At 53.3% G+C, this 25893-nt stretch carries 23 protein-coding genes and 2 pseudogenes; 3 read left to right on the top strand and 22 right to left on the bottom strand.

What is annotated here, in order from left to right; translation table 11 throughout:
* Positions 1-93: 93 nt before the first annotated feature.
* From AC0LWT_RS33815 to AC0LWT_RS33800, 4 genes and pseudogenes are all read right to left on the bottom strand, one after another.
* Positions 94-609 (bottom strand): YdeI/OmpD-associated family protein, encoded by a 516-nt coding sequence (locus AC0LWT_RS33815; protein WP_474685875.1) that lies wholly within the window; start codon positions 607-609, stop codon positions 94-96.
* 129 nt (positions 610-738) lie between these two features.
* Positions 739-1143: pseudogene (locus AC0LWT_RS33810) on the bottom strand (DinB family protein); the annotation flags it as partial.
* Between the two features lie 75 nt (positions 1144-1218).
* Positions 1219-1836: pseudogene (locus AC0LWT_RS33805) on the bottom strand (helix-turn-helix transcriptional regulator); the annotation flags it as partial.
* A gap of 343 nt (positions 1837-2179) precedes the next feature.
* Complete coding sequence (locus AC0LWT_RS33800) at positions 2180-3295, bottom strand: Gfo/Idh/MocA family protein (protein ID WP_474685873.1); 1116 nt, start codon at positions 3293-3295, stop codon at positions 2180-2182.
* Between the two features lie 211 nt (positions 3296-3506).
* Between AC0LWT_RS33800 and AC0LWT_RS33795 the strand changes: the two genes are divergently transcribed.
* Positions 3507-3698, top strand: coding sequence for a hypothetical protein (locus AC0LWT_RS33795; RefSeq protein WP_474685871.1), 192 nt, complete (start codon positions 3507-3509; stop codon positions 3696-3698).
* A gap of 355 nt (positions 3699-4053) precedes the next feature.
* Here the strand turns inward: AC0LWT_RS33795 and AC0LWT_RS33790 are convergent, their stop codons facing one another.
* From AC0LWT_RS33790 to AC0LWT_RS33780, 3 genes are all read right to left on the bottom strand, one after another.
* The gene (locus AC0LWT_RS33790) at positions 4054-5259 is read right to left on the bottom strand and encodes an ROK family transcriptional regulator (RefSeq protein WP_474685869.1); all 1206 of its coding nucleotides are present in this window, start codon (positions 5257-5259) and stop codon (positions 4054-4056) included.
* Between the two features lie 166 nt (positions 5260-5425).
* The gene (locus tag AC0LWT_RS33785) at positions 5426-6358 is read right to left on the bottom strand and encodes a PD-(D/E)XK nuclease family protein (protein WP_474685867.1); all 933 of its coding nucleotides are present in this window, start codon (positions 6356-6358) and stop codon (positions 5426-5428) included.
* A gap of 23 nt (positions 6359-6381) precedes the next feature.
* Complete coding sequence (locus AC0LWT_RS33780) at positions 6382-7200, bottom strand: uroporphyrinogen-III synthase (RefSeq protein WP_474685865.1); 819 nt, start codon at positions 7198-7200, stop codon at positions 6382-6384.
* Between the two features lie 226 nt (positions 7201-7426).
* Between AC0LWT_RS33780 and pdxR the strand changes: the two genes are divergently transcribed.
* The gene (pdxR, locus tag AC0LWT_RS33775; protein ID WP_474685863.1) at positions 7427-8884 is read left to right on the top strand and encodes a MocR-like pyridoxine biosynthesis transcription factor PdxR; all 1458 of its coding nucleotides are present in this window, start codon (positions 7427-7429) and stop codon (positions 8882-8884) included.
* A 27-nt stretch (positions 8885-8911) separates the two neighbouring features.
* Here the strand turns inward: pdxR and AC0LWT_RS33770 are convergent, their stop codons facing one another.
* The 14 genes from AC0LWT_RS33770 to AC0LWT_RS33705 all read right to left on the bottom strand — a co-directional run bounded on the left by AC0LWT_RS33770 (position 8912) and on the right by AC0LWT_RS33705 (position 21422).
* A complete protein-coding gene (locus AC0LWT_RS33770; protein ID WP_474685861.1) occupies positions 8912-9121 on the bottom strand; it encodes a hypothetical protein in 210 nt (69 codons plus the stop codon).
* A gap of 898 nt (positions 9122-10019) precedes the next feature.
* Positions 10020-11234 (bottom strand): M20 metallopeptidase family protein, encoded by a 1215-nt coding sequence (locus tag AC0LWT_RS33765; protein ID WP_474685859.1) that lies wholly within the window; start codon positions 11232-11234, stop codon positions 10020-10022.
* An 8-nt stretch (positions 11235-11242) separates the two neighbouring features.
* A complete protein-coding gene (locus AC0LWT_RS33760; protein WP_474685857.1) occupies positions 11243-12571 on the bottom strand; it encodes an LLM class flavin-dependent oxidoreductase in 1329 nt (442 codons plus the stop codon).
* A 15-nt stretch (positions 12572-12586) separates the two neighbouring features.
* Positions 12587-13114: a GNAT family N-acetyltransferase gene (locus AC0LWT_RS33755; RefSeq protein ID WP_474685855.1), complete on the bottom strand. Its 528-nt coding sequence runs from the start codon at positions 13112-13114 to the stop codon at positions 12587-12589.
* Between the two features lie 32 nt (positions 13115-13146).
* Positions 13147-13632 carry a DinB family protein gene (locus AC0LWT_RS33750; RefSeq protein WP_474685853.1) on the bottom strand — a complete coding sequence of 162 codons (486 nt, stop codon included), beginning with the start codon at positions 13630-13632 and terminating at the stop codon, positions 13147-13149.
* Positions 13629-14825 carry a M20 peptidase aminoacylase family protein gene (locus AC0LWT_RS33745; protein WP_474685851.1) on the bottom strand — a complete coding sequence of 399 codons (1197 nt, stop codon included), beginning with the start codon at positions 14823-14825 and terminating at the stop codon, positions 13629-13631. The genes AC0LWT_RS33750 and AC0LWT_RS33745 overlap by 4 nt, the downstream gene beginning before the upstream one ends.
* Before the next feature lie 28 nt (positions 14826-14853).
* The gene (locus AC0LWT_RS33740; protein ID WP_474685849.1) at positions 14854-15864 is read right to left on the bottom strand and encodes an LLM class flavin-dependent oxidoreductase; all 1011 of its coding nucleotides are present in this window, start codon (positions 15862-15864) and stop codon (positions 14854-14856) included.
* A gap of 26 nt (positions 15865-15890) precedes the next feature.
* Positions 15891-16643, bottom strand: a complete 753-nt coding sequence (locus tag AC0LWT_RS33735) for an amino acid ABC transporter ATP-binding protein (protein WP_474685847.1) — start codon at positions 16641-16643, stop codon at positions 15891-15893.
* On the bottom strand, positions 16640-17350 hold the full coding sequence (locus tag AC0LWT_RS33730; protein ID WP_474685845.1) for an amino acid ABC transporter permease: 711 nt from the start codon (positions 17348-17350) through the stop codon (positions 16640-16642). The genes AC0LWT_RS33735 and AC0LWT_RS33730 overlap by 4 nt, the downstream gene beginning before the upstream one ends.
* Entirely contained in the window at positions 17347-18123 is a 777-nt protein-coding gene (locus AC0LWT_RS33725) for an amino acid ABC transporter permease (RefSeq protein WP_474685843.1), read from the bottom strand. Before AC0LWT_RS33725 ends, AC0LWT_RS33730 begins: the two co-directional genes overlap by 4 nt.
* A 43-nt stretch (positions 18124-18166) precedes the next feature.
* Positions 18167-19033, bottom strand: a complete 867-nt coding sequence (locus AC0LWT_RS33720) for a transporter substrate-binding domain-containing protein (protein ID WP_474685841.1) — start codon at positions 19031-19033, stop codon at positions 18167-18169.
* A 159-nt stretch (positions 19034-19192) separates the two neighbouring features.
* Positions 19193-20071: a LysR family transcriptional regulator gene (locus AC0LWT_RS33715; protein WP_474685839.1), complete on the bottom strand. Its 879-nt coding sequence runs from the start codon at positions 20069-20071 to the stop codon at positions 19193-19195.
* A gap of 187 nt (positions 20072-20258) precedes the next feature.
* Positions 20259-20714: a GNAT family N-acetyltransferase gene (locus tag AC0LWT_RS33710; protein ID WP_474685837.1), complete on the bottom strand. Its 456-nt coding sequence runs from the start codon at positions 20712-20714 to the stop codon at positions 20259-20261.
* Positions 20715-20942: 228 nt separating this feature from the next.
* Positions 20943-21422 (bottom strand): GNAT family N-acetyltransferase, encoded by a 480-nt coding sequence (locus AC0LWT_RS33705; RefSeq protein ID WP_474685835.1) that lies wholly within the window; start codon positions 21420-21422, stop codon positions 20943-20945.
* A gap of 312 nt (positions 21423-21734) precedes the next feature.
* Between AC0LWT_RS33705 and AC0LWT_RS33700 the strand changes: the two genes are divergently transcribed.
* Entirely contained in the window at positions 21735-23336 is a 1602-nt protein-coding gene (locus tag AC0LWT_RS33700; RefSeq protein WP_474685833.1) for a DUF5050 domain-containing protein, read from the top strand.
* Between the two features lie 842 nt (positions 23337-24178).
* Here AC0LWT_RS33700 and AC0LWT_RS33695 read toward each other — a convergent pair.
* The gene (locus AC0LWT_RS33695; RefSeq protein ID WP_474685831.1) at positions 24179-25891 is read right to left on the bottom strand and encodes an adenine deaminase; all 1713 of its coding nucleotides are present in this window, start codon (positions 25889-25891) and stop codon (positions 24179-24181) included.
* Positions 25892-25893 lie beyond the last annotated feature (2 nt).

Genomic DNA, 25893 nt, shown 5'->3' with positions numbered 1-25893 from the left:
AGGGCGAGCAAATTGCGAGTACTACAGGGGAACTTTGCATGGGATGAGTACGGAGACGTGTCGCGAAATCGCGGTGGTACCGGTACAGGTTGGTCAAGGTGGCGAAGCATGTGAGGCAGATGCAGCCTGCCGTAATTCCGGCTGATTTTTATTGCTTTGTATCGTGTCGATCCGAACTCTTTTATAAAGTGCCGGAAATGCCAAAAAATTCTCATATACTTGCCTTTCCTCTGTTAGCCTTTGCTTTATAACCCAATCTATTTTAAAAGAATCATGCCCCATATCAGGAAGTACCTTTCTTCCTTCGTCTCTCATTAACCCCAACTTTTCGAGGCGGCGGACACGTTCTTTATTCAATTCAGTCCATGAACTTTTTTTGCTTCTGGGAGACAGTCTCTGTGCCAGCCCCGCTTCAGATATTTTCTTTTTGACTCCATCGATCCATCCAAAACACAATGCCTCTTCGACCGCGTCCAAATATAGCAGCATATCCGGGTTTGGCGTCACACTAACTACTACCCAACAAAATTTTTCAGTCTTACAATTGTCCTGCAGCCAAACCCTCAAATCTTCTCTTGATTTTACTGCAATTAGATTTTCAATTTCCATGGATAAAATACAATCTCCTTTCTAAGTATGGAGAGTGATTGACAAGTAAAAAGGGCGATTTCTCTGATCTCAGAAATATCGCCCTTTTACACTACTCAGTGCCCTTAACCAATCTTACGGCGTAAGGGATTAAATGGATTCCGCAGGCTGCTGATACCAAAAAAGTGCATAGTCGTTCATGGCGGATGCGCGGCCCAACTGACGCAACATTGTAGAAACATTGCCCCTGTGATAGGTCCCGTGATTGACCAGATGCAGCACAATTTCCGATAAGCGTGTTTGGCGGATTCCGGCGTATGGATTGTCAAGCAAAATGGTTTGTTCCAAATCGGCTTGACTTCGGAACCATTCCCCGTATTGTTCCGATAACTGGGCAAAAATATTGGCGTATTCATCCACAGAATGCAGGATGCTCTCATTTAGCGGTATGCATGCTTGCAGCGCCTCTTTCATGCCAGTGCCCGTTAAAACCAGATACCACATCTTATCAACCGCATAAATATGATTAAGGGCATGGGCAATGGTGGGTAATGTCTCCTTTTTGATTTGCTATGGATTTGAAGTTGTTTCCTGATGTCAGTATAAAAAAAGAAGTTTGACAACAGCGTGTCATACTTCTTCATAATGTTTGAGTGTATTTTGAAGCTGTTCTTTTACGATGCCTCGTAGTAGAGGCGGTTCGAGAACTTCGGCGCCGCTGCCGAAACTCAATAGAATTGTCCAGAGCCACCGTGCTCTCAATGGCTGATAAACAGGAATTCGCATCGTCATACTTCCATCGGCATGAAATTGCTTATCGACCTGGTGAAACTGATCCAGCGCTTCCGCCAAAGCTTCCGGCCCCACCCGGATCACTACATCCTCCAACTGATCTTGCCATTCCTTGTATGAAAAAGCAGCCTCTTCCGGCACCTCGTGATGCGGCTCGAAAGTTTCCTGTGTCAGAAACAAATTCATCAACCGGGACAGTCGAAACTCCCGATACTCTCGCCGAGTTCGGCAAAACCCGTAAATGTACCAATTACGATATTTAAAATGAAGCCGCAGCGGTTCCATTTCACGGGTCGTGCGTTCATTCTTTGCATTGATATAATCAAAGCGGACGATATTTCGCCGGGAAATGGCCATGCGTAAATGTGGAAGCGCGTCAGGATCCGTCCGGCTGGTTTCAAAGTCCACTGTCAGACTCGTGGTCCGATGCTCCGGGCCGATCGTCTGCAGTTTTTCTGGCAAAATGTGGTCGACCGATCGCCGTCATGCAGCTCGACACCACACGCTGGGAGCTGCACGCGGTGCGAAAATCTTGGGACTGGCCTGCTTGTTGTGTCGTTTGACCAATCGGAGGAACTCGCTTTATCTGACGCGCTCCCAGAAGACCTCCGGTGCGTGTGACGTCAAGCTGGATTGGAGTTCCCTTGGAGAGCATCGCTACCGCGGGGAACGGTACATGACGAATGTGGAGGCGCAAAATGTTTGCTGTGCGGAGTTATTCTATCGCGCCGTGTCGGCGTGCAAGCTCGCAAAAAGGAGCTGCCGCGGCAGCTCCAGATTTTTTTCAATCATGTATGAATTATACCCGGTGTACCTTTTCCCATCCTCCCGAATTTACGCTTCTGACGATCGCATCATTGACGAGCATGGTTTGGTAGCCTTCTTTGAATGTAGCCACGGAGTCGGAGAGCGGCTTTTTATTTCTAATGGCGTCGTAAAAATGCCTCATCATGTTTTTCAAGCTATCCGGCCAGCCTTCCTCATGCCCACCCGGATAATGCACAAATGGAAGCGCTTCACTTTTCAAAATGCCGGCCTCCCTCTTTATCGCTTCCGCCGGTTTATCCCGATAGCCCATATGAAGCACAAAAGGTTCCTCCTGTTTCCAAGAACCGGACGAGAAAGAGCCGTCCAAATGAATTTCCAGAGCATTTTTATTTCCCGCCGACACTTGCGATACCGTAAAAACGCCCTTGCTTCCGTTATCGAATTTCACCAGAACCGAGCAGTAGTCTTCGGTGTGGACGTCAACGAGTTCCGAGGTTTCTCGCGATTTGTACCGCTTTGGAATAACGATGGACGAATCCGCCAAAACTTCAGAAATCCCGAGTCCAGTAACGTACTGGACCAAATCGAACAAATGGGACCCGATATCGCTGATCGCTCTCGTGCGTCCGCCGAACTCCGGCTCCATACGCCAGTTGTAGTCCGTGTCGTAAAGCAGCCAATCCTGCAAATAGCTTCCTCTGACGATGCGGATCTCGCCCAGATCTTTGTCTTTAACCATACTTTTGAGCTGCTGCACCATCGGAAACTGCCTGTAATTGAAATTGATGCCGGTATACAGCTGCTTTTCCGCGGCCAGTTCATATAGTTCCCTGGCTTCCTCACTTAGTAGAGTGAGCGGCTTTTCCGAAAGCAGATGTTTACCGTGCAGCAGCGCCTGTTTATTGATTTCATGGTGCAAATGGTTCGGCGTGCAATTGTGTACGACTTCAATTTCCTCGTCCTGCAGCAGTTCCATATAATGTCCATAAGCCTTGGGGATGTTCAATTCTGCGGCATATTGCTCGGCCTTAGCCTGATTGCTCTGGCTGACCGCTGCAATATCTGCAAAACCGAGCCTTCGTACAGCTTCGATATGCGCCCTTCCAATAAAGCCCGCTCCTATAACAGCTGCCTTGACTTTTTTCATAGCGCCTCTCCTTTTCATTTGTTCGTTGTATACTTTTGATTATATCAGTTATACTTTTAACATTCAATGTTAAAAGTATATGGAATGGCGTTCAACCGTGTGAATGCATCATCCTGTTTAGCGCAAGGGGTTATAAGCCTCCGCTTTGTCCCAGCTATGGCCGCACCTTTCGCCAACAGCGTGTGCTGACTTGACTGGATGGCGCGTGCCCATGCACTGTTTGCGCCAACTCACTGCAAGCGCGTCTTGGAGCAAAAAACCTGCAAAAGTGCAGGCTTTTCCGCTGAAAGCACCACGTTTTGGCGAAAAGCCTGCGATTGTGCAGGAATTTCCACTCCAGATTGAGCTGAGCCCCGAATTCGGCGAAAATTGCTGCACTTTTGCAGGAATTTATCTCGGCTGACATGTCGACGAGCAAAAAACCTGCACTTTTGCAGGCTTTCCTCGCTCTATCAAGCAGATGTGCTGCCGGCTCTGACGTGCGAGTTTTTCAACATTCTGAAAAACGAATCTTTCCCCCTGGATGCCTTTCCTCAAAGCAATCCTGCAGGCACCCCTCAGGCCCGTCCCGACCGGAAATTCCTGCATTATCGCCATGGCCGGCTTTCCCGCCAAAAACCGGCCGCTTCCAGCGAACGAGCCTGCACCTTCACAGCTTTGCCGGCCGGATTATGCCGTTTGTGAAGCCGCTAGCCCGCCATTCCATGCAAAAAAACCTTGCCCAAGGCAAAGTTTACATTGTCCATACTATATGCAATTCAACCGAGAGACGCCTCGGTTTTATCGTTCGTCGCTTGTATGATCAACTGGTCGATAGTCATATAAGCGCCGCCGATCAAGCCGGCCGTACTTCCCAGCACTGATTTATCGATGATCAATTTGCGGGTAGCGAGCGGCAAAGAGCGCTGATACACACTTTGGCGGATTGCCGCGAGAAACAAGTCCCCGAACCCGGAAACAGCGCCGCCGATCGATACCAGAGACGGATTGGAAAAGTTTACGACCGCAGCGATAACGCGGCCGATCGCCGCCCCGCTTTCGCGGACAAGTTGGGTGGAAACGGGATCCAGACTCAGCAAGCCCGCTTCAATATGCGCGAGCGAAATGTTCCCTTCCTCTTGGACGATTTTCAGCAAATACTCGCTTTTCCCCGACAGCGCAAGCTCCTTAGCCTTCGTGACGATGGCTTTGCCTCCGGCCGTCGCTTCCAGACATCCGCGGTTGCCGCACCAGCAGACCACTTCACTGCCGATGTCAAAATGCCCGATGTCCCCGGCGCTTCCGGTCGCTCCCCGGTACAGCTTGCCGTCATAAATAACGCCGGAACCGATTCCCGTATCGACATTGACAAAAATCAAATGCTCGACCTCGAAGTTCAAGCCTTTGGCGTACTCCCCGAGCGCCATAATGTTGACATCGTTATCGATGTAGCAAGGGCAATCGAAATAAGCGGACCAAAACTGTTTGATCGGATACTGGTCCCAACCCGGCATAATCGGCGGCGAAACCGGCCGGCCGGACGAAAATTCGACAGGGCCCGGGATGCCGATCCCGATTCCTTTGACCGAACGGCTCTCGATGCCGTTTGTTTTCAGCAATCGTTCCACGCACTCGTGCAACCGGGTCAAAACGGTTTCAGGTCCATCCTGGATCTGAATCGCCGACGCAGCCGAGTCTATGATTTGGCAATTAAAATCGGTTATCGCCACCTGAGCGACCGCGGTGCCCAGCTCAATTGAAACAATAAATCCGCAGCCCGCGTTCAGCGCGTATTGTTTCGGCTTTCTTCCGCCACTCGATGCGCCGATGCTGGAACCTTCGATCAGGTTCCCTTCCAGCAGCCGTTCGATATGATCCGAAACCGCCGACAAGGATACGCCGGCTTTGCTTGCTATGTCCGCTTTTGAGAGCGGCAGTTTGGATTTTCTTATCATTTGAAGAATGTCAGCCGTCATGGACAGCATGTTGGGACCACCACCTAGCCACTTTGCCGCCGCTTGCAACATATGTCTAATAAACCGGCCTGCATCTATGAATACTTTTAGTTACGACTGTTCATATATTACCACAAAGTCGCACGCAGACCAATTTGCCGCCCACCAATCCCCGCTATTTCCCAAATAAGACAATTCATACAAATGCATCGCCGCAAACTTCCCGGTAATTGCAAGAGGCACACTTATATTTCCTAGGAAATGAAGAAAAATAATCGATAGGCTTCGGCTTGTTGGCCGCTATGTCTTCCAGAAACTTTGCCATCTCCAACTGGCTGTCCGTAATTTGCTTCCTGACTTCCTCCAGGTCGGAGTCGTTCACTTCTATTTTACTGCACTCGCCGGAGAGCAAGTTTTCAATTTTAATTTTCATCTTTTCAGGCTGAGCCCCGTATTTCACGTTCAAGTATAAGGCATATACCTGTACTTGTTCTTTGTAGCTTTCGTCGTCTTTGCCCGTTTTCCAGTCTACGATCGTCCAGAAACCGTCTTTATTTTTGTATAATAAGTCCAGCTTTACGTATACTTTAGTCCCGTTGATGAGTATGTAATCCAATTGCTCCATTTCCAAAATTTCCAAATTCGTGTCCCTACACAATTCAGCCAAACTTTCGGAACCGAGCAAATGATCCAAGCACACCTGCTGCCTCGCTTTTATCGTTTGCACACGGTCAGGCGGCAGATTGCCTTCGTAATACATTTCATGAAGCATCGTTTTGTTTTTGGGCTGGTGCCACCACGCCTGTTTGTTCCGGGAGTCCACGTAAGCCCGGTTCAGCTCGGCCCGCATCTCGGCAGCCATCGTCTCCCGTTCCGGCAGCGTCCGGTTTTTTTGCCACTGCAGCACCGCTTTCAATGCTTTATCGTGCAAAACGGAGCCGAACAGCAGATACAAATTTTGCAGCTGCTTGAGTCTGTAAACCGTTTGCCGGCTTGCTTCCGCCTCTCTCAACCATCCGTTGTGCGCGCCGTAATACTGAAAATAATACTTTCGCGGGCAGTCCAGCAAAACTTGGTGCCGGGATACGGACCAGGACCATTCCGGATACGGAGTGACCTCAAATGGCATGGAATCCCCCCTTTCGCCGCGAGTTAACCTTCGGTTGACGCACCCGCGTAGTGCTTCGCCAGCTCGATAATCATCGCGCCCATCCGCTCGCTCTCCGGCACGATGACAAGATCGATCTGTTCGTTATTCAAAGCCTCGGCCGTCACTTTGCCGACCGCAACCGCTTGGACACGCTCGGCAAAAGCTTCCCGAACCGCGCCGTCAATCCCTTGCTGCCTCGCATAGTCAAACAAATAGCGCACTTGTACCGCGGTAGTGAAGCAAACTGCATCGATCATTCCGCCCAACAGCTCGCCGCAAATCGTTTCCAGTACCGTCGAGTCCGGCGCAACGTGCCGATAAGGAAGCAGCTGAATGACACGAGCGCCCCTCTCTTCCAAAAATTGGATCAACGCCGGCTGCGGCTCCCCATGCAGCTGAACGGCTACCGTCCGGCCCGCGAAATCGCAATCGGCCAAACCATTGATCAATCCTTGTGTCGTCCCATCCTCGTCGACAACTTCAGGCTGGATATCCAACTTCTTCAGCAGGGCGAACGTCTTATACCCCCGCGCCGCCACCTTCGCTTCCTTCATCTTTTGCAGCAAAGCCGTGTGAATGCCGAGCTTCGCGGCAGCATCCAGCAGCGTTTCCGTTCCGATGCCTGTCGTAAGGACGAACCAGTCCACCTTTTCGTTCGCGCAAACATGCAGCTCTTGTTCAACCGCCGTTTCATCGAACCGAAGCAGCCCTTGCAGCGGGCGAACGAGCGGAATCCCGCCCTGCTTCTCAATCAGTACGCTCATCTCATCCGTTTTTCTCGACCCGGCAATCGCAATTTTTTTACCGAACAGTTTGTCCATTTATGTATGAATCCCCTTTCGAACAAGCAAACAATACCCTAACCCGTTTATAGTAATAGGCAAACGGCTGTTTGGCAAGACGATTTTCTTTTTGGCCCTATCAAGTTCAAAAATTTGGAACAATAGCGGCAAACCCGGCTATATGCTTTTCCGCCCCGGATGATATACTAATGATGCTTTACTCTGCTTGCTACTTGGCCATAATGAAATAAGGTGATGAGAACATATGTGGAAACCGGACCGATCGAGCAAAAAGCCCATCTACCGGCAAATAGCGGATTACGTGGAACGGAGAATTTCTTTTGGAGAATTTCCTCCCGGAAGCGTCCTTCCTTCGGAAAGAAAATTAGCGGACAGCCTTGGCGTCAACCGCAGCACCGTCGTGCAAGCTTACGAGGAACTGCGGGCATCCGGCATCGTCGAGAGCGCCAAAGGAAGCGGCACCAGAGTAACCCGGCATAAATGGGGAATTGCCCCCAAACAGACGCCCAACTGGAAAACCTATGTGGAAGGCGGCACGTTCCTTCCGAATCTTCCCTTTATCCGCCGCATCCGCGAGGAACTGCGAAAAAAACCGTCTATCATCGATTTTGCGAGCGGCGAACTGTCCCCCGACCTGTTTCCGAACGAAATCGTGCGCGATTTGCTGCAAAAACAGCCCTTCGAGGAGCAGCTCGGCTACGACGATCCGCAAGGATACGCTCCGCTTCGGGAAACTCTCGTTTCGTTTCTTGAGCGGCACCTTCAAATCCAAAGCACGGATTCGTCGATCTTGATCACTTCGGGTTCCCAACAATCGTTGTACTTGATTACCCAGTGCCTCCTCAGTCCGGGAGACGCCGTTGCCATAGAAGATCCGTCCTACTGCTATTCGCTGCCGATGTTCCAATCGGCGGGGCTCCGCCTGTTCCGCTTGCCTGTCGACGATCAAGGAATCGATCCCCAGGATGTCGCCAACCTGTACAAGCAGCACCGGATACGCATGATTTTTTTGAATCCGAACTTTCAAAATCCGACAGGCAGCGTCCTGGCTGCGGAGCGCAAAATCCGCTTGCTGCAAATTGCCGCGGAGCTCGGAATCCCTATCGTCGAGGACGATCCTTTTACGCTGACCGCTTTTGACGGAAATCCGCCGCCCACACTTAAATCGCTGGATAAGACCGGCAATGTACTGTACATCGGCTCCTTATCCAAAATCGCCGCATCCGGCCTGCGGATTGGCTGGATGATCGCACCGCAAACCGTCGTGAACCGCTTGACGGATGCCAGACAGCAGATGGATTTCGGCTTAAGCAGCATCCCGCAATGGGTAGCCAATCAATTTATCCGGGACGGGCATTTTCAGACTCAAATCGCCGGGTTGCGTGAACGCCTGCGCATCAGGAGAGACGAGCTCATGCAAGGATTGCGGTCGATCATGGGCGATTCCGTTGCATTTACTCCGCCTCAGGGAGGACTCAACCTCTGGTGCAAAATCAATCGCGAAGTCGACAATTTCAAATTGCTGGACGAAGCGATAAAAAGAGGCGTCCTGTTCGTGCCGGGAAGCGTTTACGGCTCGGATCAGGGCTGCATTCGTATCAGCTTTGCGAGACCGCGCTTCGAGCAAATTGCACCTGGGCTTGAGTGCCTTCGCGACGCCCTGCAGCTGCAGGGCAAAACGGCCGCGTCCCGCAGCAAATAGCGTTGGCGCGGCGATAATTTATCCGGCCTATTGCCGGATGTACACGATTAGCGCCAACACTCCCGCGGCAATGGCTATCACATAAAGGGCCGAAAGCCGGATCCATTTCGTCCCCGTTTTTTGAAAGTAAGTTTGATCCCCTTCCCTGTTTTTGCGCGAAAAACCGACCATAAACGTGCCAAACAGGCCAAACAGCAAAATCACGGAAAAAATCGCATAATAAGCATACATAGACATAGCAAACCGCCCTTTCTTTACACAATCAACGTGTTATAAAAAGAAGTATATATGAAACAAGCGTTCACTTCATCAACCACTTTTGCGTTATTATGCCCATCCAATTGTCAAAAGATCGCTGTACCGCGAACGGGCGGCAGTTAGCACCGGCAGCAGTTGGCCGGAATTCGCCTTGCTGCGCGCCGCTTTTGGAGAAGCGCAGGGACTTAATTTCTGCCGGTGCGGGTGGACTGATTCGGTTGGCTGGCTCGGTTGGAGTGATTGGATAAGTTAGGGCGGTTGGTCGAGTGGAGTAGATGGACTGGTTGGACGAGTTGATTCTGCCGGTGCGATTGGGATTGGGATTGGTTAGACTAGTTAATTTCTGCGGGTGTGGTGGATTGATTTGACTGGTTGGGTGCGGCTGGTGGGATTGGACTAGTTAGAGTGGTTGGCTGGCTGGAGGTAGATGGGCTGGTTTGCCGCCTGCTGAGCCGATACAACCGTCTGTGGAGCGCTTGCCGGCCCGAAAGCCTGCAAAAGTGCAGGCTTTTTCTCAGGCGGCGGGGCATTTGGGGGAAAAGCCTGCGATAGTGCAGGAATTTTCGGCAATAACCCGCCTGAACAGGCGATTTGGCGAAAAAAACTGCAGATTTGCAGGAATATTTCGAGGGAAGGGCATCAAGGAGAAAAAAGATGTACTTTTGCAGGCTTTTGGCGCACATGAGCCCACTTCAACGCTCCGAGGGGCGGATGGATCGTTTCAGGCCGCTGTCAACGCCTCAAACGATACCTTTCACCTGCCGGAGAGTCAAGCGGGAGCCGCAAAACAAAAAGGCAGCCGGCACTACACCCGCGCGCGGCCCGCCTTCTCGCGTCCAGCCCCGCCACGCGTGCGTACACACGAGCACGCGCGCGCTTACTGCCGCGAGGCCTCTTTCACGAACTGTACGTGGACTTTGGCCCCGTACAGCAAAACGCGTTCATCGAGATCGAATCGGGGATGATGAACGGAATGCGTAAATCCTTTATCGCGGTTCCCGACGCCGATAAAAGCAAACGCGCCGGGAACGCGCTTGAGATACAAGGCGAAATCTTCGCCTGCCAGGCTCAGCGTTTCCAGCGAAACCGCCTGGGCCCGGCCCAGCACCTCGGCACCCGCCTGCAGCGCAAGCCGGGCGGCTTCGCTGTCATTCCACAGCGCCGTGCCCATGCGGAAGCTCAGCGCGCAGGTGCCGCCGTAATTGCCGGCGATCGCCTGCGCGCGGCGCTCGATCGACTGCCTGATCCGCTCCACTGCCCCGTCGCTGAACGTGCGGTAAGAGCCCGTGATTTCGCTGTCCGCGGCAATCGCATTCAGGACAGTGCCTGCCTTTAGCGTGCCGAAGGACAGCACCGCAGGCTCCAGCGGGTCGATTTCGCTCGCCACCGCGACCTTCATGTCCATGGCGAACTGGGCTGCCATCAGCAGCGCGTCCGCCGCCAAATGCGGCGTGCTGTGATGCCCGGACACACCGTGAAACTGCACCTTAAAATGCGTGGACGCAGCCATCGCATATTTGGGGTGGACGCCGATCGTGCCGATCGGCAGCTCCGGCCATACGTGCAGCGCGAAACACAGATCCGCGCCGTCCAGCACGCCGGATTCCACCAAATCCGCGCCGCCGCTAATCAGCCGTCCGTCCAGCGGGCTGACCTGCGCCCCCTCCTCGGCCGGTTGAAACACAAACCTGACCGTACCTGGCAGCTCATCCCGGAACCGGCTGAGCGCCTTGGCGGCGCCGAGCAGCATCGCGGTATGAGCGTCATGGCCGCAAGCGTGCATCGCGCCGTCTTGCAGCGATTTGTACGGCGTTTCGTTCTCTTCCCGAATCGGCAGGGCGTCCATATCGGCGCGCAGCACGACCGTCTTTCCCGGCTTGCCGCCGCGCAGCGTGCCGACAACGCCCATGCCGAAATGCTTGCCGCAGCGGCGCTCCACTTCCAAGCCCCATCGTTCCAGCAAATCAGCCACTATGGCCGAGGTGCGGACTACGTCAAACAAAATTTCCGGATGTCTGTGCAAATCCCTGCGGATCTCCACCAGCTCTTCCTCCAAAGTATCGATATAGCCCCAAATCGATGCCGTATCCATACCTCACCTCAGCTGTGCGCTTCCACCTTCGTGTAGCGGTTCGCCGGAATCGGAACCCCCAGATTGCCGCGCAGCGTGTCGGATTCGTAGTCTTTCCGGAATAGGCCGCGTTCCTGCAAAATCGGGACGACCAGATCGACGAAATCGTCCAGCGCTTTCGGAATGGAGGCAGCGATGATGAAGCCGTCCGCCGCGCCTTCCTCGAACCATTTTTGTACGCGGTCCGCAACCTGCTCCGCCGTTCCTGTAAATTCGCCGCGCGGCGTCGCCACGCTGAGCGCCACCTGACGGAGCGTCCAATTGTTCTCCTTGGCGTCGCGCTTGATTTTATCCGTGCCGCTGCGGAAGCTGTTGCTGCCGAAATCGCCCAGATCCGGGAACGGCTCGTCAAGCGGATACTGGGAAAAATCGTGATGCTCGAAAAAGCGGCCGAGGAAATCGAGCGCCTTATCGATCGTAACCAAATTCGCAAGTTCCTGATATTTGCGCTCAGCCTCTTCTTCAGTGCGCCCGATAATCGGGCCGATTCCCGGCAAAATCACGACGTCGTCCGGCGAACGCCCGTGAGCGGCCGCTCTGCTTTTAATATCCTGATAATAAGCCTGGGCTTCTTCGAGCGTCTCATGACCGGCGAAAATGGCATCCGCCACCCTGGACGCAAACGCACGGCCGTCCTCGGACGCTCCCGCCTGAAAAATAACCGGCTGCCCCTGCTTCGAACGGGCAATGTTGAGCGGGCCCTGCACGGAGAAAAATTCCCCTTTGTGATTGAGCGTATGCATTTTCGCCGGATCGAAAAATACGCCGCTCTCTTTATCCCGGACAAACGCATCGTCTTCCCACGAATCCCACAGCCCGCGCGCTACTTGCAAAAACTCGCCGGCAATCCGGTAGCGCTCCGGATGGGCCGGATGGTTCTCTTTGCCGAAGTTTTTGGCCGAGCCTTCGAGCGGAGAAGTGACAATGTTCCAGCCTGCGCGCCCGTCGCTGATTTTATCGAGGGAAGCGAACTGCCTGGACACCGTGAACGGCTCGCTGTACGTGGTCGATAACGTGCCTACAAGACCGATGTTCTTCGTTACGGCCGCAAGCGCGGACAATATCGTAATCGGCTCGAAACGGTTCAAAAAGTGCGGGATCGATTTTTCCGTAATATAAAGGCCGTCCGCAATGAACAGCAGATCGAACTTGCCGGATTCGGCTTTTTGCGCCTGCTGCTTGTAAAATCCGAAGTTTACGCTGGCGTCCGTAATCGCGTCGGGATGACGCCATCCGGACACATTGCCGCCTACGCCGTGAATGATTGCGCCCAATTTCAGTTGTTTACGTTTTGGCATGTTCGTTCCGTCCTCTCATAATAAAGCTGCTTGTTTTAAATGAAGCCGGTAGCTTTTGACCAGAGTGTCGCCTTTTTGAATGTCCTTGTCGAAGGCCCGTTCGAAGCCGAGCCGCTCGTACAGCTTCACCGCCGACGCCATCATGTCCGACGTGTGCAAATGAAGCGTCTGTGCGCCGGACTCCAGCGAGCGCCGGGCGCTTTCTTTAATGAGCGCCGTGGCGATACCTCGCCCCCGGGCCTGCGGGGAAACGGCCAGCAGCCGGATGATCGGGGAGTTGATGTCCAGCTCCGGTGCGCCGTATGCCGCCGCAGACGACGCGAACAGCAGCACGCTGCCTACAACCTCCCCGTCGATTTCGGCGACGAGCCGCGCCTCAGCGCCATCGCTTTCGATCGAGGCGACGATCGAATCCTTGTACTGCTGCCAGCCCTCAGGTGGCAGCGTATTTGCATACTGCACATACGCGTCCAGCGTAACTTGCAGGATAGCCTGCCGGTCCGCGCTATTCGCTTCGCGAATCCGCACCTCGTGCACGCTCATAGTTCCCCGCCTCCGTTCTTCCCCGGCCCCGGTCAGCCGACTTTACTTGCTTCGCTCTCCGCCAGCTTGATCCGGCTAATTTGCGCCAGATGCACCTGTACGTGGGCGACAAACGATGAAACGACGTCTTTCAGCGACACCGTCTGCCCTTTAAAATTGACGGCCGTTTTGTCCCAATCCTCCGCCGACAGCCGTTTGAACAATAAACTGTTATAAACCAATAACGCATGGAAAATGTCCAAAATATCCGCAGCAGAGCCTTCGTTTGCCTTTGCGTCGCTGACCCAAGGGTCCTGGCTGAATGCCGGCAGCTGGGCGGTCGAGCCTGAAATAATTTCCCGGATGCGGAAAGAAACGACGATGTTATGATCGGCCAGATGCGACAGCACCTCGGTCACACTCCACGATTCCGGCGCCGCTTTCCACTTCAACTGCTCGTCGGAGAGCCCTTCTATCGCGGTTTTCAGCTGTTGATGCTTATCCAGATAAGATTGAATATCGATTTCGCTCACACTCATTTTTTAACCTCCAATGTGCTCCCGAATAATTCCGGCTGACTCAAAGCAAGCTCGGCCAACTCGGCAAAATATTGCGCGCTGACGGGCAGAGCGCGTTCGTCCAGATCGAATGCCGGATGGTGCCATTCCTTCGAACCGGAAGTGCCCATAAACACGAATACGCCAGGCACCTGTTTTTGATAAAAAGCAAAATCTTCCCCTGCTGGCGAAGGCGTCGGCACAACGACGTTCAAGCCTGTGCCGTTCGCGGCCCGGGCGGCGAGCTCCGCCAGCTTCGCGTCATTTTGCACGGATGGCGGCCCCTTCACCCAGCGCACGGACGCCGTCGTCCCGTAAGCCGCAGCCACGCCCTCGACCACCTGCTCCAAGCGGCGGATGACAAGCGAGCGGACCTTTTCGTCGAACGTGCGCACCGTGCCGTCCAGAACGGCTTTCTCCGGGATGACGTTCCAGGCCGTTCCGCTATGGATGCGGGTGACGCTGATGACAGCGCTTTGTAGCGAGTTGATGTTGCGGCTCACGATAGATTGGAGCGCCGTAATGATATGGGCGCCCGCAACGATCGGATCGATGCCCGCATCCGGGACCGCGGCATGCGTGCCGTGCCCTTTGACTTCGATCACGAACCCGTCCGCGGCAGCCATGAGCGGGCCGGACTTGATGCCGATCGTCCCGACCGGAAGATCGGGCTTATTGTGCATGCCGAAGATGGCCTGCACATCCTGCAGCGCTCCGCTGGCGATGACCTGCTCGGCTCCCTGCGCCTTCTCTTCGGCCGGCTGGAAAATAAACCGCACCGTGCCCTGCAGCTCATGCTCGCGCTGCTTGAGCAAAAACGCCGTCCCCAGTATGGCGGCCGTATGGAAATCGTGCCCGCAGGCGTGCATTTTTCCCGCCGTCTGCGAAGCGTAAGGCAGTCCCGTTTCCTCCTGGACCGGCAGCGCGTCGATATCGGCCCGCAGCGCGATGACGGGGCCGCCGCTCCGCCCGCCGACCTCGGCGATGACGCCGGTCCGGAGAGGGAAATCGGCAATCCGGATGTCCGCTTCCCGCAGCCATTCGCGGATCGACGCAGTCGTCTGGAATTCCTCGTTGGACAATTCCGGGTTTTGGTGCAGCTGACGCCGGATGGCAACCAGCTTTTGCCCGAAATCCAAATCCGTCAAAGACGGCACCAAAGTTTCACCGCTCATAAGCGCTCTCCTTCCCTCCGTGCACGTCTCATACGTGCAGCCCGGAGAAAGCTTCTTTCAGCAATTCGAAGGAACGAATGCGCTTTGCGAAATCTTTCACCGGCGTCGTGATCATAAATTCGTCCAACCCATACTTGTTTTGAATGTCGAGCAATTGGGAGCGCACGCTTTCTTTCGAGCCCTTCGTCACTTCCGCCTGCTTTTCTTCGACCGTAAATTTGGCGTTAGTCTGGCGTCCGTACTCTTCGGCCTGCTCCAGCGTGCCGACAGTCAGCGTTTTGCCGTTTTCCAAATGAATTTTGACGTTTTTGTACTCGCCGGCCAGTTCCTTCGCTTCCTCTTCCGAGTCGGCGACAATGAGTGAAAGCGCGAGTATCGCTTTCGGCTCAGCCCCGCCGCTGCGGTTGAACCCGCTGCGGTAAGCTTCGAAAGCCGCTGCGGCCACGGCGTGATCGCCGTTGATGAACAGGGCGAACACGTACGGAAGCCCGAGTTCGGCAGCCAGTTCGGCGCTGGCCCTGCTCGCTCCGAGCAGGTAAATGTCCGCAGGCTGCGCCGGAATCGGCGAAACGCGCAAGCCTGCCAGCGGGTGATCGTCCTTCAGACGGTTGCTCACAAATTGCTGGAGCTCCTTCAGCTTATCCGATAAGGAAGCAGGCTCGGCAATTCCTTGCTGCAGCGCCTGCGTCGAGCGCGGCAGACCGCCGGGCGCTCTGCCGATGCCGAGATCGATTCTGCCCGGCGCGAGCGAAGCGAGCACATTGAAGTTCTCAGCCACTTTGTAAGGGCTGTAATGCTGCAGCATAATGCCGCCGGAGCCGATGCGGATGCGCTCCGTTTTGGCCAGCAGGTGAGAAATCAATACTTCCGGCGAGGAACCCGCCAATTGATCGGAATCGTGATGCTCGGAAACCCAAAAACGGTCATAGCCCCACTCCTCCGCTTTTTTCGCCAGTTCAACCGTATGCCGCAAGGCGTCCTCCGCATTCTCTCCGGGTAAAATAACGCTTTGATCCAAAATGCCAAATTTGATTTCCATGGCTCAGCACTCCTATCTGAATATCGTTATATCGTATAGCTCCACTCGGGAGTAATCCGCTTCAAAAACTGCCGGGTGCGCTCCTCTTTGGCCGAACCGAAAATTTCCTGCGGCTTGCCCTCTTCCACGATGACCCCGCCGTCCATGAAAACGACATGATTGGACACGTCGCGGGCAAAGCCCATTTCATGGGTGACGACGATCATCGTAATCCCTTCCCTGGCGATTTTCTGGATCACGTCCAGCACCTCGCCCACAAGCTCGGGGTCCAGCGCCGAAGTCGGCTCGTCGAACAAAATGACTTCCGGGTTCAGCGCCAGCGCCCGGGCGATGCCGACACGCTGCTGTTGTCCGCCGGACAACTGGCTCGGAAATGCGTCCAGCTTGCTGCCCAGCCCGACTTTTTCCAGCATTTGCACGCTTTTGGCGCGGGCGGCTTCCTTCGATTGCTTTTGTACGATCACGAGCCCTTCCATCACATTTTCCAGCACCGTTTTATGCTTGAACAAATTGTAATGCTGGAACACCATCGCCGTTTTGCGGCGCAGGGTATGAATGTCCGCTTTGCTCGGACGCTTGCAGTTGACGCTGAAATCGCCGATCGCCACCTCGCCGTCATTCGGCTTCTCCAGGAAGTTCAGGCAGCGGAGCAGCGTCGTTTTGCCGGAACCGCTGGGGCCGAGAATACAAACGACTTCACCCTTTTTCACGGTCAGGTCAATGCCTTTGAGCACCTCGTGCTTGCCGAAAGCTTTCGTAATATTCGTCAGTTTGATCATGATACGCCACCTCGGTTGTACAGATTGATTCGTTTTTCCAGCTGCCCTGTCAGCTTTTCGATCAGCATGGTCACTCCCCAAAAAAGCAGGGCCGCGGCAATGTATGCCTCAAAAAATTTCCAGTTTGTCGTAGCGACAATCTGCGCTTTGGCATTGATTTCAACGACCGATACGGTAAAAGCGAGCGTCGACCCGTGCAGCATGCCGATCAGCGAGTTGGATAAATTCGGTAAACTGACGGCAAGTGCCTGCGGGAGCACGATCCGCCTGAGCGCCTGGGGCGTCGTCATGCCGATTGAGTAGGCCGCTTCCATCTGCCCGCGATTGACGGCGAGTATTCCCGAGCGGACCACTTCGGATAAATAAGCCCCTGCCGTAATCGAGAAGGAAATAAAAGCAAAACCGATCATCGGAATCGATGTCGATCTGAAGCTCCAGCCGATTGCGGCGGCAAAAGCGTCCAGCAGCATCGGCAGCCCGAAATAAATGAGCAGCAGGTGCATCAGCATCGGCGTGCCGCGAACGAACGTAACATAGGCGGCGGCCAAGTAATGAAGCACAGGAATGCGGTAAATCCGGATCAAAGCGACCGCCGAACCGATCATAAAGCCGAAAAATACCGAGACAACCGTAATGACGAGCGTAGTCGGCAGCGCAGACAGCAGTTGAACGAAAGCCGTCCAAATAAACACGGGATCGAGCTTCATGGCTGATACCCTCCTTTACCGGGCTGCGCAGCCCAGACTCCTTTGAACAAGCGCCGCGATTTCGGCTGCGGTTGTTCGGAAACGATGCGCTGCTCGTAGCGAAGCAAACGTTTTTCGATCAACTGGAAAATCTTTTCCAGACCGTAGCAGATGACAAAATAGATCAGCGAAAGCGAAATATACGTTTCTATAAAATGCTGCGTAGCGGCGCCGAGCGTCTGCGCCTTGCCCATCAGTTCCATCGCCCCCAGCGAAAAAGCGAGCGACGTATCTTTTAAATGGGCGATAAGCAGGTTGGCAAAATTGGGCAGCGATATCGCCAGCGCCTGCGGCGCAATAATTCGCGTGAACGCCTGATACCCGGTCATCCCGACGGAATAAGCGGCTTCGACCTGGCCCCGGTCCACCGCTTTGACCGCCGCCCGGATCACCTCCGATATGAAGGCTCCGGCGTTTAGCCCGAAAGTCAAAATGACGAAAGTCAGCACGGGAGCTCTGGAGACGTCCACGTCGATCAGCTTCAGCGTCTCCGGCAAACCGTAATAAATGAGGAACAGCTGGATCAAAATCGGCGTTCCCCGGAAGAAGGATACGTACACTTGCGAAAAACGCTTTAACACCGGGATATCGTACAGCCTGGGGAGGGCGACGAGCAGTCCGACGACAACCCCGAGCAGCATGGAACAAGCGACGATAAACAGCGTAATATTCAAATACGACAACAGTTTCGGGATAAAATCAAACACATAGGTGATATCGAATTGTTTGCCCATGATGACGACTTCACCTTCCTTAAAATCCGGAATTAAATGCTCACTACTTGGTATCTTCTTTTTTGGTGAAATCGCCGCCGAGCCATTGCGTGCTGAGCTTGGAAAGCGTACCGTCGGCTTTGATCGCCTTCAGCGCCTCATCGATTTTGTCGGCGAGAACCTGCTCGTCTTTATCGTTTTTGCGGAACAAAAACCGCACTTCGGCCTCTTCGAGAATGGGGCCTACCGCTTTCAGTTTGCTTTGCGGATCGATCAGCGGAAGCAGGAAGTCCGCCCCCAGCATTCCGTCTGCGCGTCCCGACGTCAGCTGGCTGACGGAATCGTTAGCCGCTCCGCTTTGGTACACGATATTGATGGCGTTGTTATTCGTCTTGTTGTATTTTTCCAGCAGCGTCGCTTCCGCGCTCGTAGCGGTCGTCAGCGCCTTCTTGCCTTTCAGATCGTCGATCGATTGAATCGCCGTGTTGTCTTTGGACACGATCACCTTCGTTTTCCAGAAAGCGTACGGTTCGTTATTAAACAAATATTTCTGCTCCCGTTCCGGATTTTTCTCCATTTCGTGAGCGACGAAATCGATTTTGTTCGTTTCCAGGCTGAGAAGCAGGTTGGTGAAATCCATCGTTTTGAACTCGAACTCATAATCGGGAAGACGCTTGTCGATCTCTCTGACGAGCTCGATGTCGTAACCGGTCAGCTTGCCGCTGCTGTCCAGAAAAGCTACGTTAGGGAACTGGGTGCCCGTTCCTACGATAATTTTTTTCACCTTTGCCGATTCGGTTCCGGCTGCCGCTGCCTGCGCCTTCGTACCTTCCGCCGCTTTGTCCGCTGTAGAGTCCGCGCTTTTCGCACCGCAGCCCGCCGCCGTCAATGCCAAAGTAAGTGTTGCCGCCCAAACCGTCCATTTTTTCATATTCGTTTCCCCCATGCGCTTCAAAGTTGTTTTATTTAACACATAATTCCTACAGGTTTTATATGAATTAAGCTTGAAACTAATTTATCATTTTCGCCGCAAAATGGATAATAGAGTTTTTCTATATGCATATTAAACATTCGAATATGAATGGCTTTCTTAGATCGGCAACATTTTACATATTTCTATAATGCTGTTGAAAAACAACGTGCTGCCGCCGTTAAGAGCGATCAAATTGGTTTGCAGGGAAACGCTCGAAGTTTCCGGAAAATCAATAGGAAACAGCTTGCCGTCCTCCACTTCCCGGCTGACGCACAGCCCAGGCAAAAACGAAATGCCGGCTTTTTGCAGCACAAGCTTTTTCGCCGTTTCCGAGTTGTCCGTCTTGATTTCGATATTCGGGGGCACATTCAAGCTTTCGAAAATGCGATGAATCCGCATCCAATCCAGCGACCCGCATTCAAAAAACACGAGCGGATGCTTGGCAATCTCCTCTATCGATACTTGCCTGTTTCCTATAAACGGATGCCCTTCATAGACATATAGGCGAATCGGATCTTCATAGAGCTTTGCCGATAAAATGTTGGGATGCGTCACACCGCGCACAAAACCTAAATCCAGCTCCTTGTTCAAAACTTTATGGACGATCTCATCCGTCACGCCGGTCGTCAAATGAAAATGCATATCCGGATATTTGAGCTTCAGCTTCGGGATCATTTTCGGTATCACGTAATTGGATACGGACACCGTACAGCCGATGCGCAGCTCGTTCGGCAGCGCTTTTTTTTGCTTAAGCTGGATTTTGCCTTTCTGGTACGTTTGCAGCAGCTGCTGCGCATAGGGCAAAAACTTTTTCCCTTCCTCGGTCAAGTGAATCTGCTTCCCGATCCGGTCAAACAGCTTGCAATCCAGCTCGCGCTCCAGCGATTGAATGCGGGCTGTCACCGACGGCTGCGACAAAAACAGCAGCTCCGCCGCCTTCATAAAACTACCATAGTGAATGACGTAAACGAATGCTTCGATATTCTCAATATTCATTGCGGCAGCCCCCAACAATAATGAAACATTTTAATTCGATTATTCCAATGTATTAACTCGGAATTAAGATTGTTTTCAATATAATCCACATCCTCACCGGTGTCAATACATTTCTTAATCCGCTTTGTCCACCATACAAACCTGGCCGGATGAGCGGCTCATCCGGCTAACGTCCACTATCAGCTAATCAGCCAAATAGTCGTTTTGAGTAGCAATGCCTGATTTTCCCCCCATACATCGGTCGGGTAAATTGCAGGATAAAGCCCGCGGCTTCCAAATTGTTCATACTTGGGAGGTTGTCGGGATGAACAGTTGAATACAGGTATCGACAGCCTCTCTCCCTGGCGCGAAGTTCGCGCAGCTGATGAAAATGCCTCTGCAAACCAAGACCGCGAACGGATTCATGGACTACCGTCGAATCCAAAACTCCAATGAGAGGCAATTCCCGCTCCGGCACCCCGAATTCTCTTCCGAGATTGCTTTCACTCATACCGGGAAACGCCAGAACCGAATATGCCGCAAGCTTCCCACCCAGGTAGGCGCCGTATATTTTACCTTTTTCCTCAACGTGCTCTTGCAAGTACTCTTCTTCATCCATGGCAAAAAGCTCTTGGGAAGGAAGCCGTGAAATCACGTCAAGCATTAGCAGCCGCACCTTTTCTACTTCCGTATGCCCCAACCGGCGTATCTTGATTTCCGTACCTTCGCTATTCCGCATCAATAGGCCCCCTCCACAGCAGCAGTTCATAGGTATGAAAATAGTACCACATGATGGGACTGGGCCGCCAATTCGTTCAGCGACTATAACCGATTAGGCAAAAAAACAGCTCCCCTGTGCGCGGGACCTGTTTATTGGTTGTGGGCCGGAACTTTATTTCGTTCGTTCGGGTACGGGCGCAATATCTTTTTGGTAGGCCAGCACGCGGTCCCAGTCCCCGCTAAAGATCGGGACCCGGTAGTAGCCGACCCGTTCGTAAAGCGCAGCCGCTTCAGGCTGCAAAGGACCGGTCTGCAGCTTGATGCTGCTGTAGCCGAATGCGGCCGCAAGGCGCTCGATCTCGGCGAGAATCGCCTGCGCTACGCCCTTGCGGCGGTAATCGGCGCGCGTGTACATTCTTTTGACTTCGACGGTCGTCTCGTCCAGCGGGCGAAGCGCTCCGCAGCCGACCGGATGGCCGTCAAGGCGGGCGACGACGAACGCTGCGCGGGGCGCTTCGACGTCCTCCGGCTTGAAGCCCGCGCCTCCGTCGGAATGCTGATACAGCGCCGCAAGTTCAGCGCTAAGCTCCCGGATCAATTGCGCGGAGTCTTCGCTGCGCACGTCTTCGGCAGATGCTTTTATCGTTGTCATGATCATATTCCCCTTCCGTTTTCGAATAGAAATCGAGCTGCAATACTAAAGTCGATAATTCCTATGCTTTATATCGGTTTTAGATTTGTTATAAACTTATCACTGCTTTTTGCCATCGTCAATGCGCTTTTCAATAGAAAATTTCAATTTAAAAATAGAAAAATTCAATTGAAATGGCGGGCGGTGGCGGTGACCCAAGCACTTTGCCGTACCGCTTCGCGCATGATAGCGCCGGCTTCGTAACCTTTTTCAAAACTGCGCGTCTAAGGTTATGGAAAAGAATTGCTTGTGAGGAAAGGGAGGGGAATTGGAATGAAGCGTAAAGTTTTGTTAGGGGCGGTGTTCATTACCGCTTGTTGGGGCTTGATGGCGGCTCCCGCGAAAAGCTCGGCTGCCGGGCAAAGCGTCAGGGTTACGCTGCCGGACTTTACGGTGAAGCTAAACGGAAATGAAGTTGACAATCGATACAGACAGTATCCGCTGCTCGTTTATAAAGATATCACCTACGTCCCGATGACATGGTTCGATTGCAGGCTTTTGGGGCTGCAGACGGAGTGGTCGCCGGAAGGAGGATTGAACATTTTTAAAAGCGGCGTCACTTCGTCGTATATGCCGTACACAACAAGTAATAAAAATTCGAATTCGTACAAAGCAACCGTTTCTGCATCCGAAATTTCCATTGGCGGAAAGAAAATCGATAATACCGAAGAGCCTTACCCGCTCTTGAGCTTTAACGATGTCACCTATTTCCCGCTGACATGGAAATTCGCCCATGATGAGTTCGGTTGGGACTATGCATGGAGCGACTCGGAAGGACTTTCCGTCAATTCCGGCAACCCGCGGGTTACAACAGCGAATCTTCCGGCCGACGCTGGGGAAACCGGTGTTGCCGTGTTTAAAGGGTACTATTATTTTTCCGAGGCGACGGACAACATGAACCGGATTTACAGAGCGCCTGTAAATAACGTGTCGGCCAAAGAACCGGTGTATGAATATGATAGAAGTTCCGTTTACGGCCTTGGCAGGTATATAAGATTTTGGGTATCCTACGGCGAACTGTGGTTTACGTACCATGTCGGAGGAGCTATCATGGGCTCCGATGTGTACTGCAAAGTAAACGACGATGGAAAAGCCGCCGTCGTGCAGCGGGGATACCTCGATTTTAAAAATACGCCGAACGGCACTTTAATCATTGACCAGTCTGTGCCGCCGTCAGGCAACAATCTGAGTCTGGTGCTGACAGGGCAAGATGGCAGCAACCGTAAAAATGTGGGCAATCCGAATCTCATTTACGGACAGCATATCGAGTATGGCGATGGCGGCGGCCTAGGCTTTGGGGGCAACCGTTCCACGACAATCATCGGCAGCGACGCGTATGTGATGGGTTCGCCGTTTCCCGTCGACAACCAGAGCTTGAATCGAATTTACAAAATCAATTTGAATACCAACGATACGGTGGCGGTTACCCCATTTGGGGTTTACAACTTCAAAATCATCAACGGCAAACTTTACTATATAAAAGACGCGGATCGTTACTTATATTCATCTAACATGGACGGATCGAACGAGCAAAAGCTGTCCGACAAGAAGTATCAGAATTGGTTTGACGAAATCGAGGGCCAACTGTACTACACCTCCGCAGATGAAAACGGCCAAAGCCATCTTTACAAGGCGGACCCGGCCAAAGACGATACGCTTATGTTGAAGGAAGCTTTGGATAGCGTCCAAATCGTGAACGGCAAATTGATATGCAAGGTGGCGGCAGGCGGAGATTACGGGCTAAAAGTGTTTGACAAATCAGGCGAACTCAGTTTGGCCGTGACCGACCAGGTTTCCGAACTTTTTGCGGGCAACGATGCGATCGTGTTCGTTTCCCCGGAAAATAAATCCGTTAAATGGGTGCAGCTGCAATAACGGAAAAAAGGTCGCCCTCGCAGGGAGGGCGACCCGGGCGTCGGAGCAGTCACTTCTACTTGGTACTGTGCGCGGAGAAAACCTGCAATTGTGCATCTTTTTATCGATTAGATGCGCTGCTCTCGAGAAATTCCTGCAAATCTGCAGCAATTTCTGCTCATACAAGCGCTCAGCCCGTCAAAATCTGTAAAAGCCTGCACTTTTGCAGACTTTTACCTAGAACGGGCCACTTTCACCGGAAAAGCCTGCACTTTCGCAGGCTTTCCTCGGAGCTGACCGCCTGCCGGGAATATGCCTGCTCTTGGCGAAAAACTCGCCACGTGAGAGCAGGCAATTCTAATTGGCATTGCGCGCGGAAAAAACCTGCAATTGTGCATCTTTTTACCGCCTAGATGCACCAACTTCGAGAAATTCCTGCAAATCTGCAGCAATTTCTGCTCATACAAGCGCTTTGCCCGTCAAAACCGGTAAAAGCCTGCACTTTTGCAGGCTTTTTCCCAGAACGGGCCACTTTCACCGAAAAAGCCTGCACTTTCGCAGGCTTTTCCTCTGAACTGACCGCCTGCCGGGAATATGCCTGCTCTTGGCGAAAAACTCGCCACACTGGAGCAGGCAATTCTACTTGGCCGCGGGCTTTCGAGGGCTTTCGAGGGCTTTCGCAGCCTTTTCGGCGTGCCCCAACCGCCGCATCACGAACGGCTGCTGCGCGTCTTTGGCGGCGCTGCCGGAGACGATTGCGACGGCGCGATATTTCTCGCTGCGCCGACGCCGCACACGGGCTCGCCGCTCAGAAGCCGGGAGCGGCGAGCAGCCCCAGCCGCCCGGCCGTGTCCCCACGCCACTTAGCTGCGGATTAATAAAGGAACGACGCTCCCTTTATTGACGTCGATTAAACCGAAGTCCGTTATTTTCAGCGCCGGGCTTACAGGTAAGGATAGTGTGCTGATGGACATAATCGGATTATAATGCCGGTAGCCCAGCGATTCCATCGCTTTGCGCAGCCGCTCCACTTCCTCGGCGACCTGCTCCAGCGGGTCTTCCGTTAAAATGCCGCCGACAGGCAGGCGAAGTCCGGCGATCACTTTTCCGTCCTCGACAACGCTAAAGCCTCCTTGATTGCGGATCACCTCGTTGGCCGCTATCATCATGTCGAGCGGATTATGCCCGACAACGAGCAGGTTGTGGTTGTCGTGAGAGTACGTCGTCGCCACGGCTCCGCGCCGGATCGTATCGCCGCCGATGAGGCCGTACGCGCGGTTGCCGTTTTTGCCGTAGCGCTCGAACGTCGCGATAAGCGCGCAACCGCTCTCCTCCCAGCGAAGCTTTCCTTCGCGGACTTCGACCTCGATCTGACGCTCCTCGGTGAACGTCGATCCGTCCTTGACCGTCATCGCGCGGGCCACATACCGGTTATCGTCAGCGCCCACGCTTACCGCGAAATCCGCTTCCGTCAGCTCCTCCATCTGTACGCTTTGGTAGTAATGCGCCGGAAAAGCTTTTGTACTTGCGGCAGGAACGTACGCCTCGCGCCGGTCGTAAACTTTACGGCCGCCCTTGAAAACCTGGTCGATCGTCAACTGCTCCAGATCGGTCAGCAGCTGAAAATCGGCGATTTTCCCGGGGGCGATGACGCCGCGGTCATGCATTCTCATGCGTTTGGCCGGAGAAAACGTAGCGGCATAAATCGCATGCTCCGGCTTCATTCCCATGCCGATCGCTTTGCGGACGATGTGATTCAGATGTCCGCGGCGCGCAAAAGAATCGGCCATCACGTCATCGGTCACGAAGCAAAAATGCTCGGATACGTCGCGGCCGGTCAAATACGCCATCACTTCCGGCGTCATCGATTTTTCCTGAATTTCGATAAACATCCCGGCGGCGATCCGCGCTTCCATGCCTTCAATCGTCTGGTGCGTATGATCGGAATCGACTCCGCTGTAAATCATCCGGTGCAAGTCCAGATCCAGCAGCTTCGGCACATGCCCTTCAATAATGAGATGCGGGTAGCGGCTGCGAACATGGTTTAAAATGCGATTCGTCTTGCAGTCGGGATCCGAAATCACATCCACGTAGTTCATAATCTCGCCCAAACAAATGATTCGTTCCGTGCGCAGCAGTTCGTCGATATCTTCGATCTCTATCGTGCCCCCGGTCGTTTCCAGAGAAGTCGCCGGCACAGAGCTTGGTATGGCATAGAACATGTCCGCCACGCAGTGCGCGCTGGCCTTGATCATTTCCTTTACCCCGCTCAGCCCGAACACATTGGCCATCTCGTGAGGCTCAGGAACGATCGTCGTGACGCCGTTGCGGATCAGGCCGTAAGAGAACGTCTCCGGTGTAACCATCGTGCTTTCAATATGCAAATGGATATCGATGAGGCCGGGAATCAGGAAACGTCCTCCCCCGTCCAGGCGCTCCGCCGCTTCGAAGCCGTCGTCTCCCCGCTCCCCGATATATAGAAACTTTCCGTCCAAAATAGCCGCGTTGCCCCGAATGAACGTTTTCAAATAACCGTTATAAATTCGTACATTATCAATCCATGTATCTACACGCATCT

It is taken from the genome of Paenibacillus sp. sgz302164 (genome assembly GCF_056120505.1).
The sequence above is the reverse complement of the archived record's forward strand: the minus strand, read 5'-3'. Positions and strand labels throughout refer to the sequence as shown.

Excerpts from the sequence above, each read along its gene's own strand:
- AC0LWT_RS33755 (WP_474685855.1), bottom strand. The coding sequence starts at position 13,114 with ATGAGCGTGCACGAGGTGCGGATTCGCGAAGCGAATAGCGCGGACCGG.
- AC0LWT_RS33745 (WP_474685851.1), bottom strand. The coding sequence starts at position 14,825 with ATGAGCGGTGAAACTTTGGTGCCGTCTTTGACGGATTTGGATTTCGGG.
- AC0LWT_RS33720 (WP_474685841.1), bottom strand. The coding sequence starts at position 19,033 with ATGAAAAAATGGACGGTTTGGGCGGCAACACTTACTTTGGCATTGACG.
- pdxR (WP_474685863.1), top strand. The coding sequence starts at position 7,427 with ATGTGGAAACCGGACCGATCGAGCAAAAAGCCCATCTACCGGCAAATA.
- AC0LWT_RS33735 (WP_474685847.1), bottom strand. The coding sequence starts at position 16,643 with ATGATCAAACTGACGAATATTACGAAAGCTTTCGGCAAGCACGAGGTG.
- AC0LWT_RS33770 (WP_474685861.1), bottom strand. The coding sequence starts at position 9,121 with ATGTCTATGTATGCTTATTATGCGATTTTTTCCGTGATTTTGCTGTTT.
- AC0LWT_RS33710 (WP_474685837.1), bottom strand. The coding sequence starts at position 20,714 with ATGCTTGACGTGATTTCACGGCTTCCTTCCCAAGAGCTTTTTGCCATG.
- AC0LWT_RS33750 (WP_474685853.1), bottom strand. The coding sequence starts at position 13,632 with ATGAGTGTGAGCGAAATCGATATTCAATCTTATCTGGATAAGCATCAA.
- AC0LWT_RS33795 (WP_474685871.1), top strand. The coding sequence starts at position 3,507 with ATGCACTGTTTGCGCCAACTCACTGCAAGCGCGTCTTGGAGCAAAAAA.
- AC0LWT_RS33785 (WP_474685867.1), bottom strand. The coding sequence starts at position 6,358 with ATGCCATTTGAGGTCACTCCGTATCCGGAATGGTCCTGGTCCGTATCC.
- AC0LWT_RS33800 (WP_474685873.1), bottom strand. The coding sequence starts at position 3,295 with ATGAAAAAAGTCAAGGCAGCTGTTATAGGAGCGGGCTTTATTGGAAGG.
- AC0LWT_RS33765 (WP_474685859.1), bottom strand. The coding sequence starts at position 11,234 with ATGGATACGGCATCGATTTGGGGCTATATCGATACTTTGGAGGAAGAG.
- AC0LWT_RS33715 (WP_474685839.1), bottom strand. The coding sequence starts at position 20,071 with ATGAATATTGAGAATATCGAAGCATTCGTTTACGTCATTCACTATGGT.
- AC0LWT_RS33760 (WP_474685857.1), bottom strand. The coding sequence starts at position 12,571 with ATGCCAAAACGTAAACAACTGAAATTGGGCGCAATCATTCACGGCGTA.
- AC0LWT_RS33815 (WP_474685875.1), bottom strand. The coding sequence starts at position 609 with ATGGAAATTGAAAATCTAATTGCAGTAAAATCAAGAGAAGATTTGAGG.
- AC0LWT_RS33705 (WP_474685835.1), bottom strand. The coding sequence starts at position 21,422 with ATGACAACGATAAAAGCATCTGCCGAAGACGTGCGCAGCGAAGACTCC.
- AC0LWT_RS33700 (WP_474685833.1), top strand. The coding sequence starts at position 21,735 with ATGAAGCGTAAAGTTTTGTTAGGGGCGGTGTTCATTACCGCTTGTTGG.
- AC0LWT_RS33790 (WP_474685869.1), bottom strand. The coding sequence starts at position 5,259 with ATGCTGTCCATGACGGCTGACATTCTTCAAATGATAAGAAAATCCAAA.
- AC0LWT_RS33725 (WP_474685843.1), bottom strand. The coding sequence starts at position 18,123 with ATGGGCAAACAATTCGATATCACCTATGTGTTTGATTTTATCCCGAAA.
- AC0LWT_RS33780 (WP_474685865.1), bottom strand. The coding sequence starts at position 7,200 with ATGGACAAACTGTTCGGTAAAAAAATTGCGATTGCCGGGTCGAGAAAA.
- AC0LWT_RS33695 (WP_474685831.1), bottom strand. The coding sequence starts at position 25,891 with ATGCGTGTAGATACATGGATTGATAATGTACGAATTTATAACGGTTAT.
- AC0LWT_RS33730 (WP_474685845.1), bottom strand. The coding sequence starts at position 17,350 with ATGAAGCTCGATCCCGTGTTTATTTGGACGGCTTTCGTTCAACTGCTG.
- AC0LWT_RS33740 (WP_474685849.1), bottom strand. The coding sequence starts at position 15,864 with ATGGAAATCAAATTTGGCATTTTGGATCAAAGCGTTATTTTACCCGGA.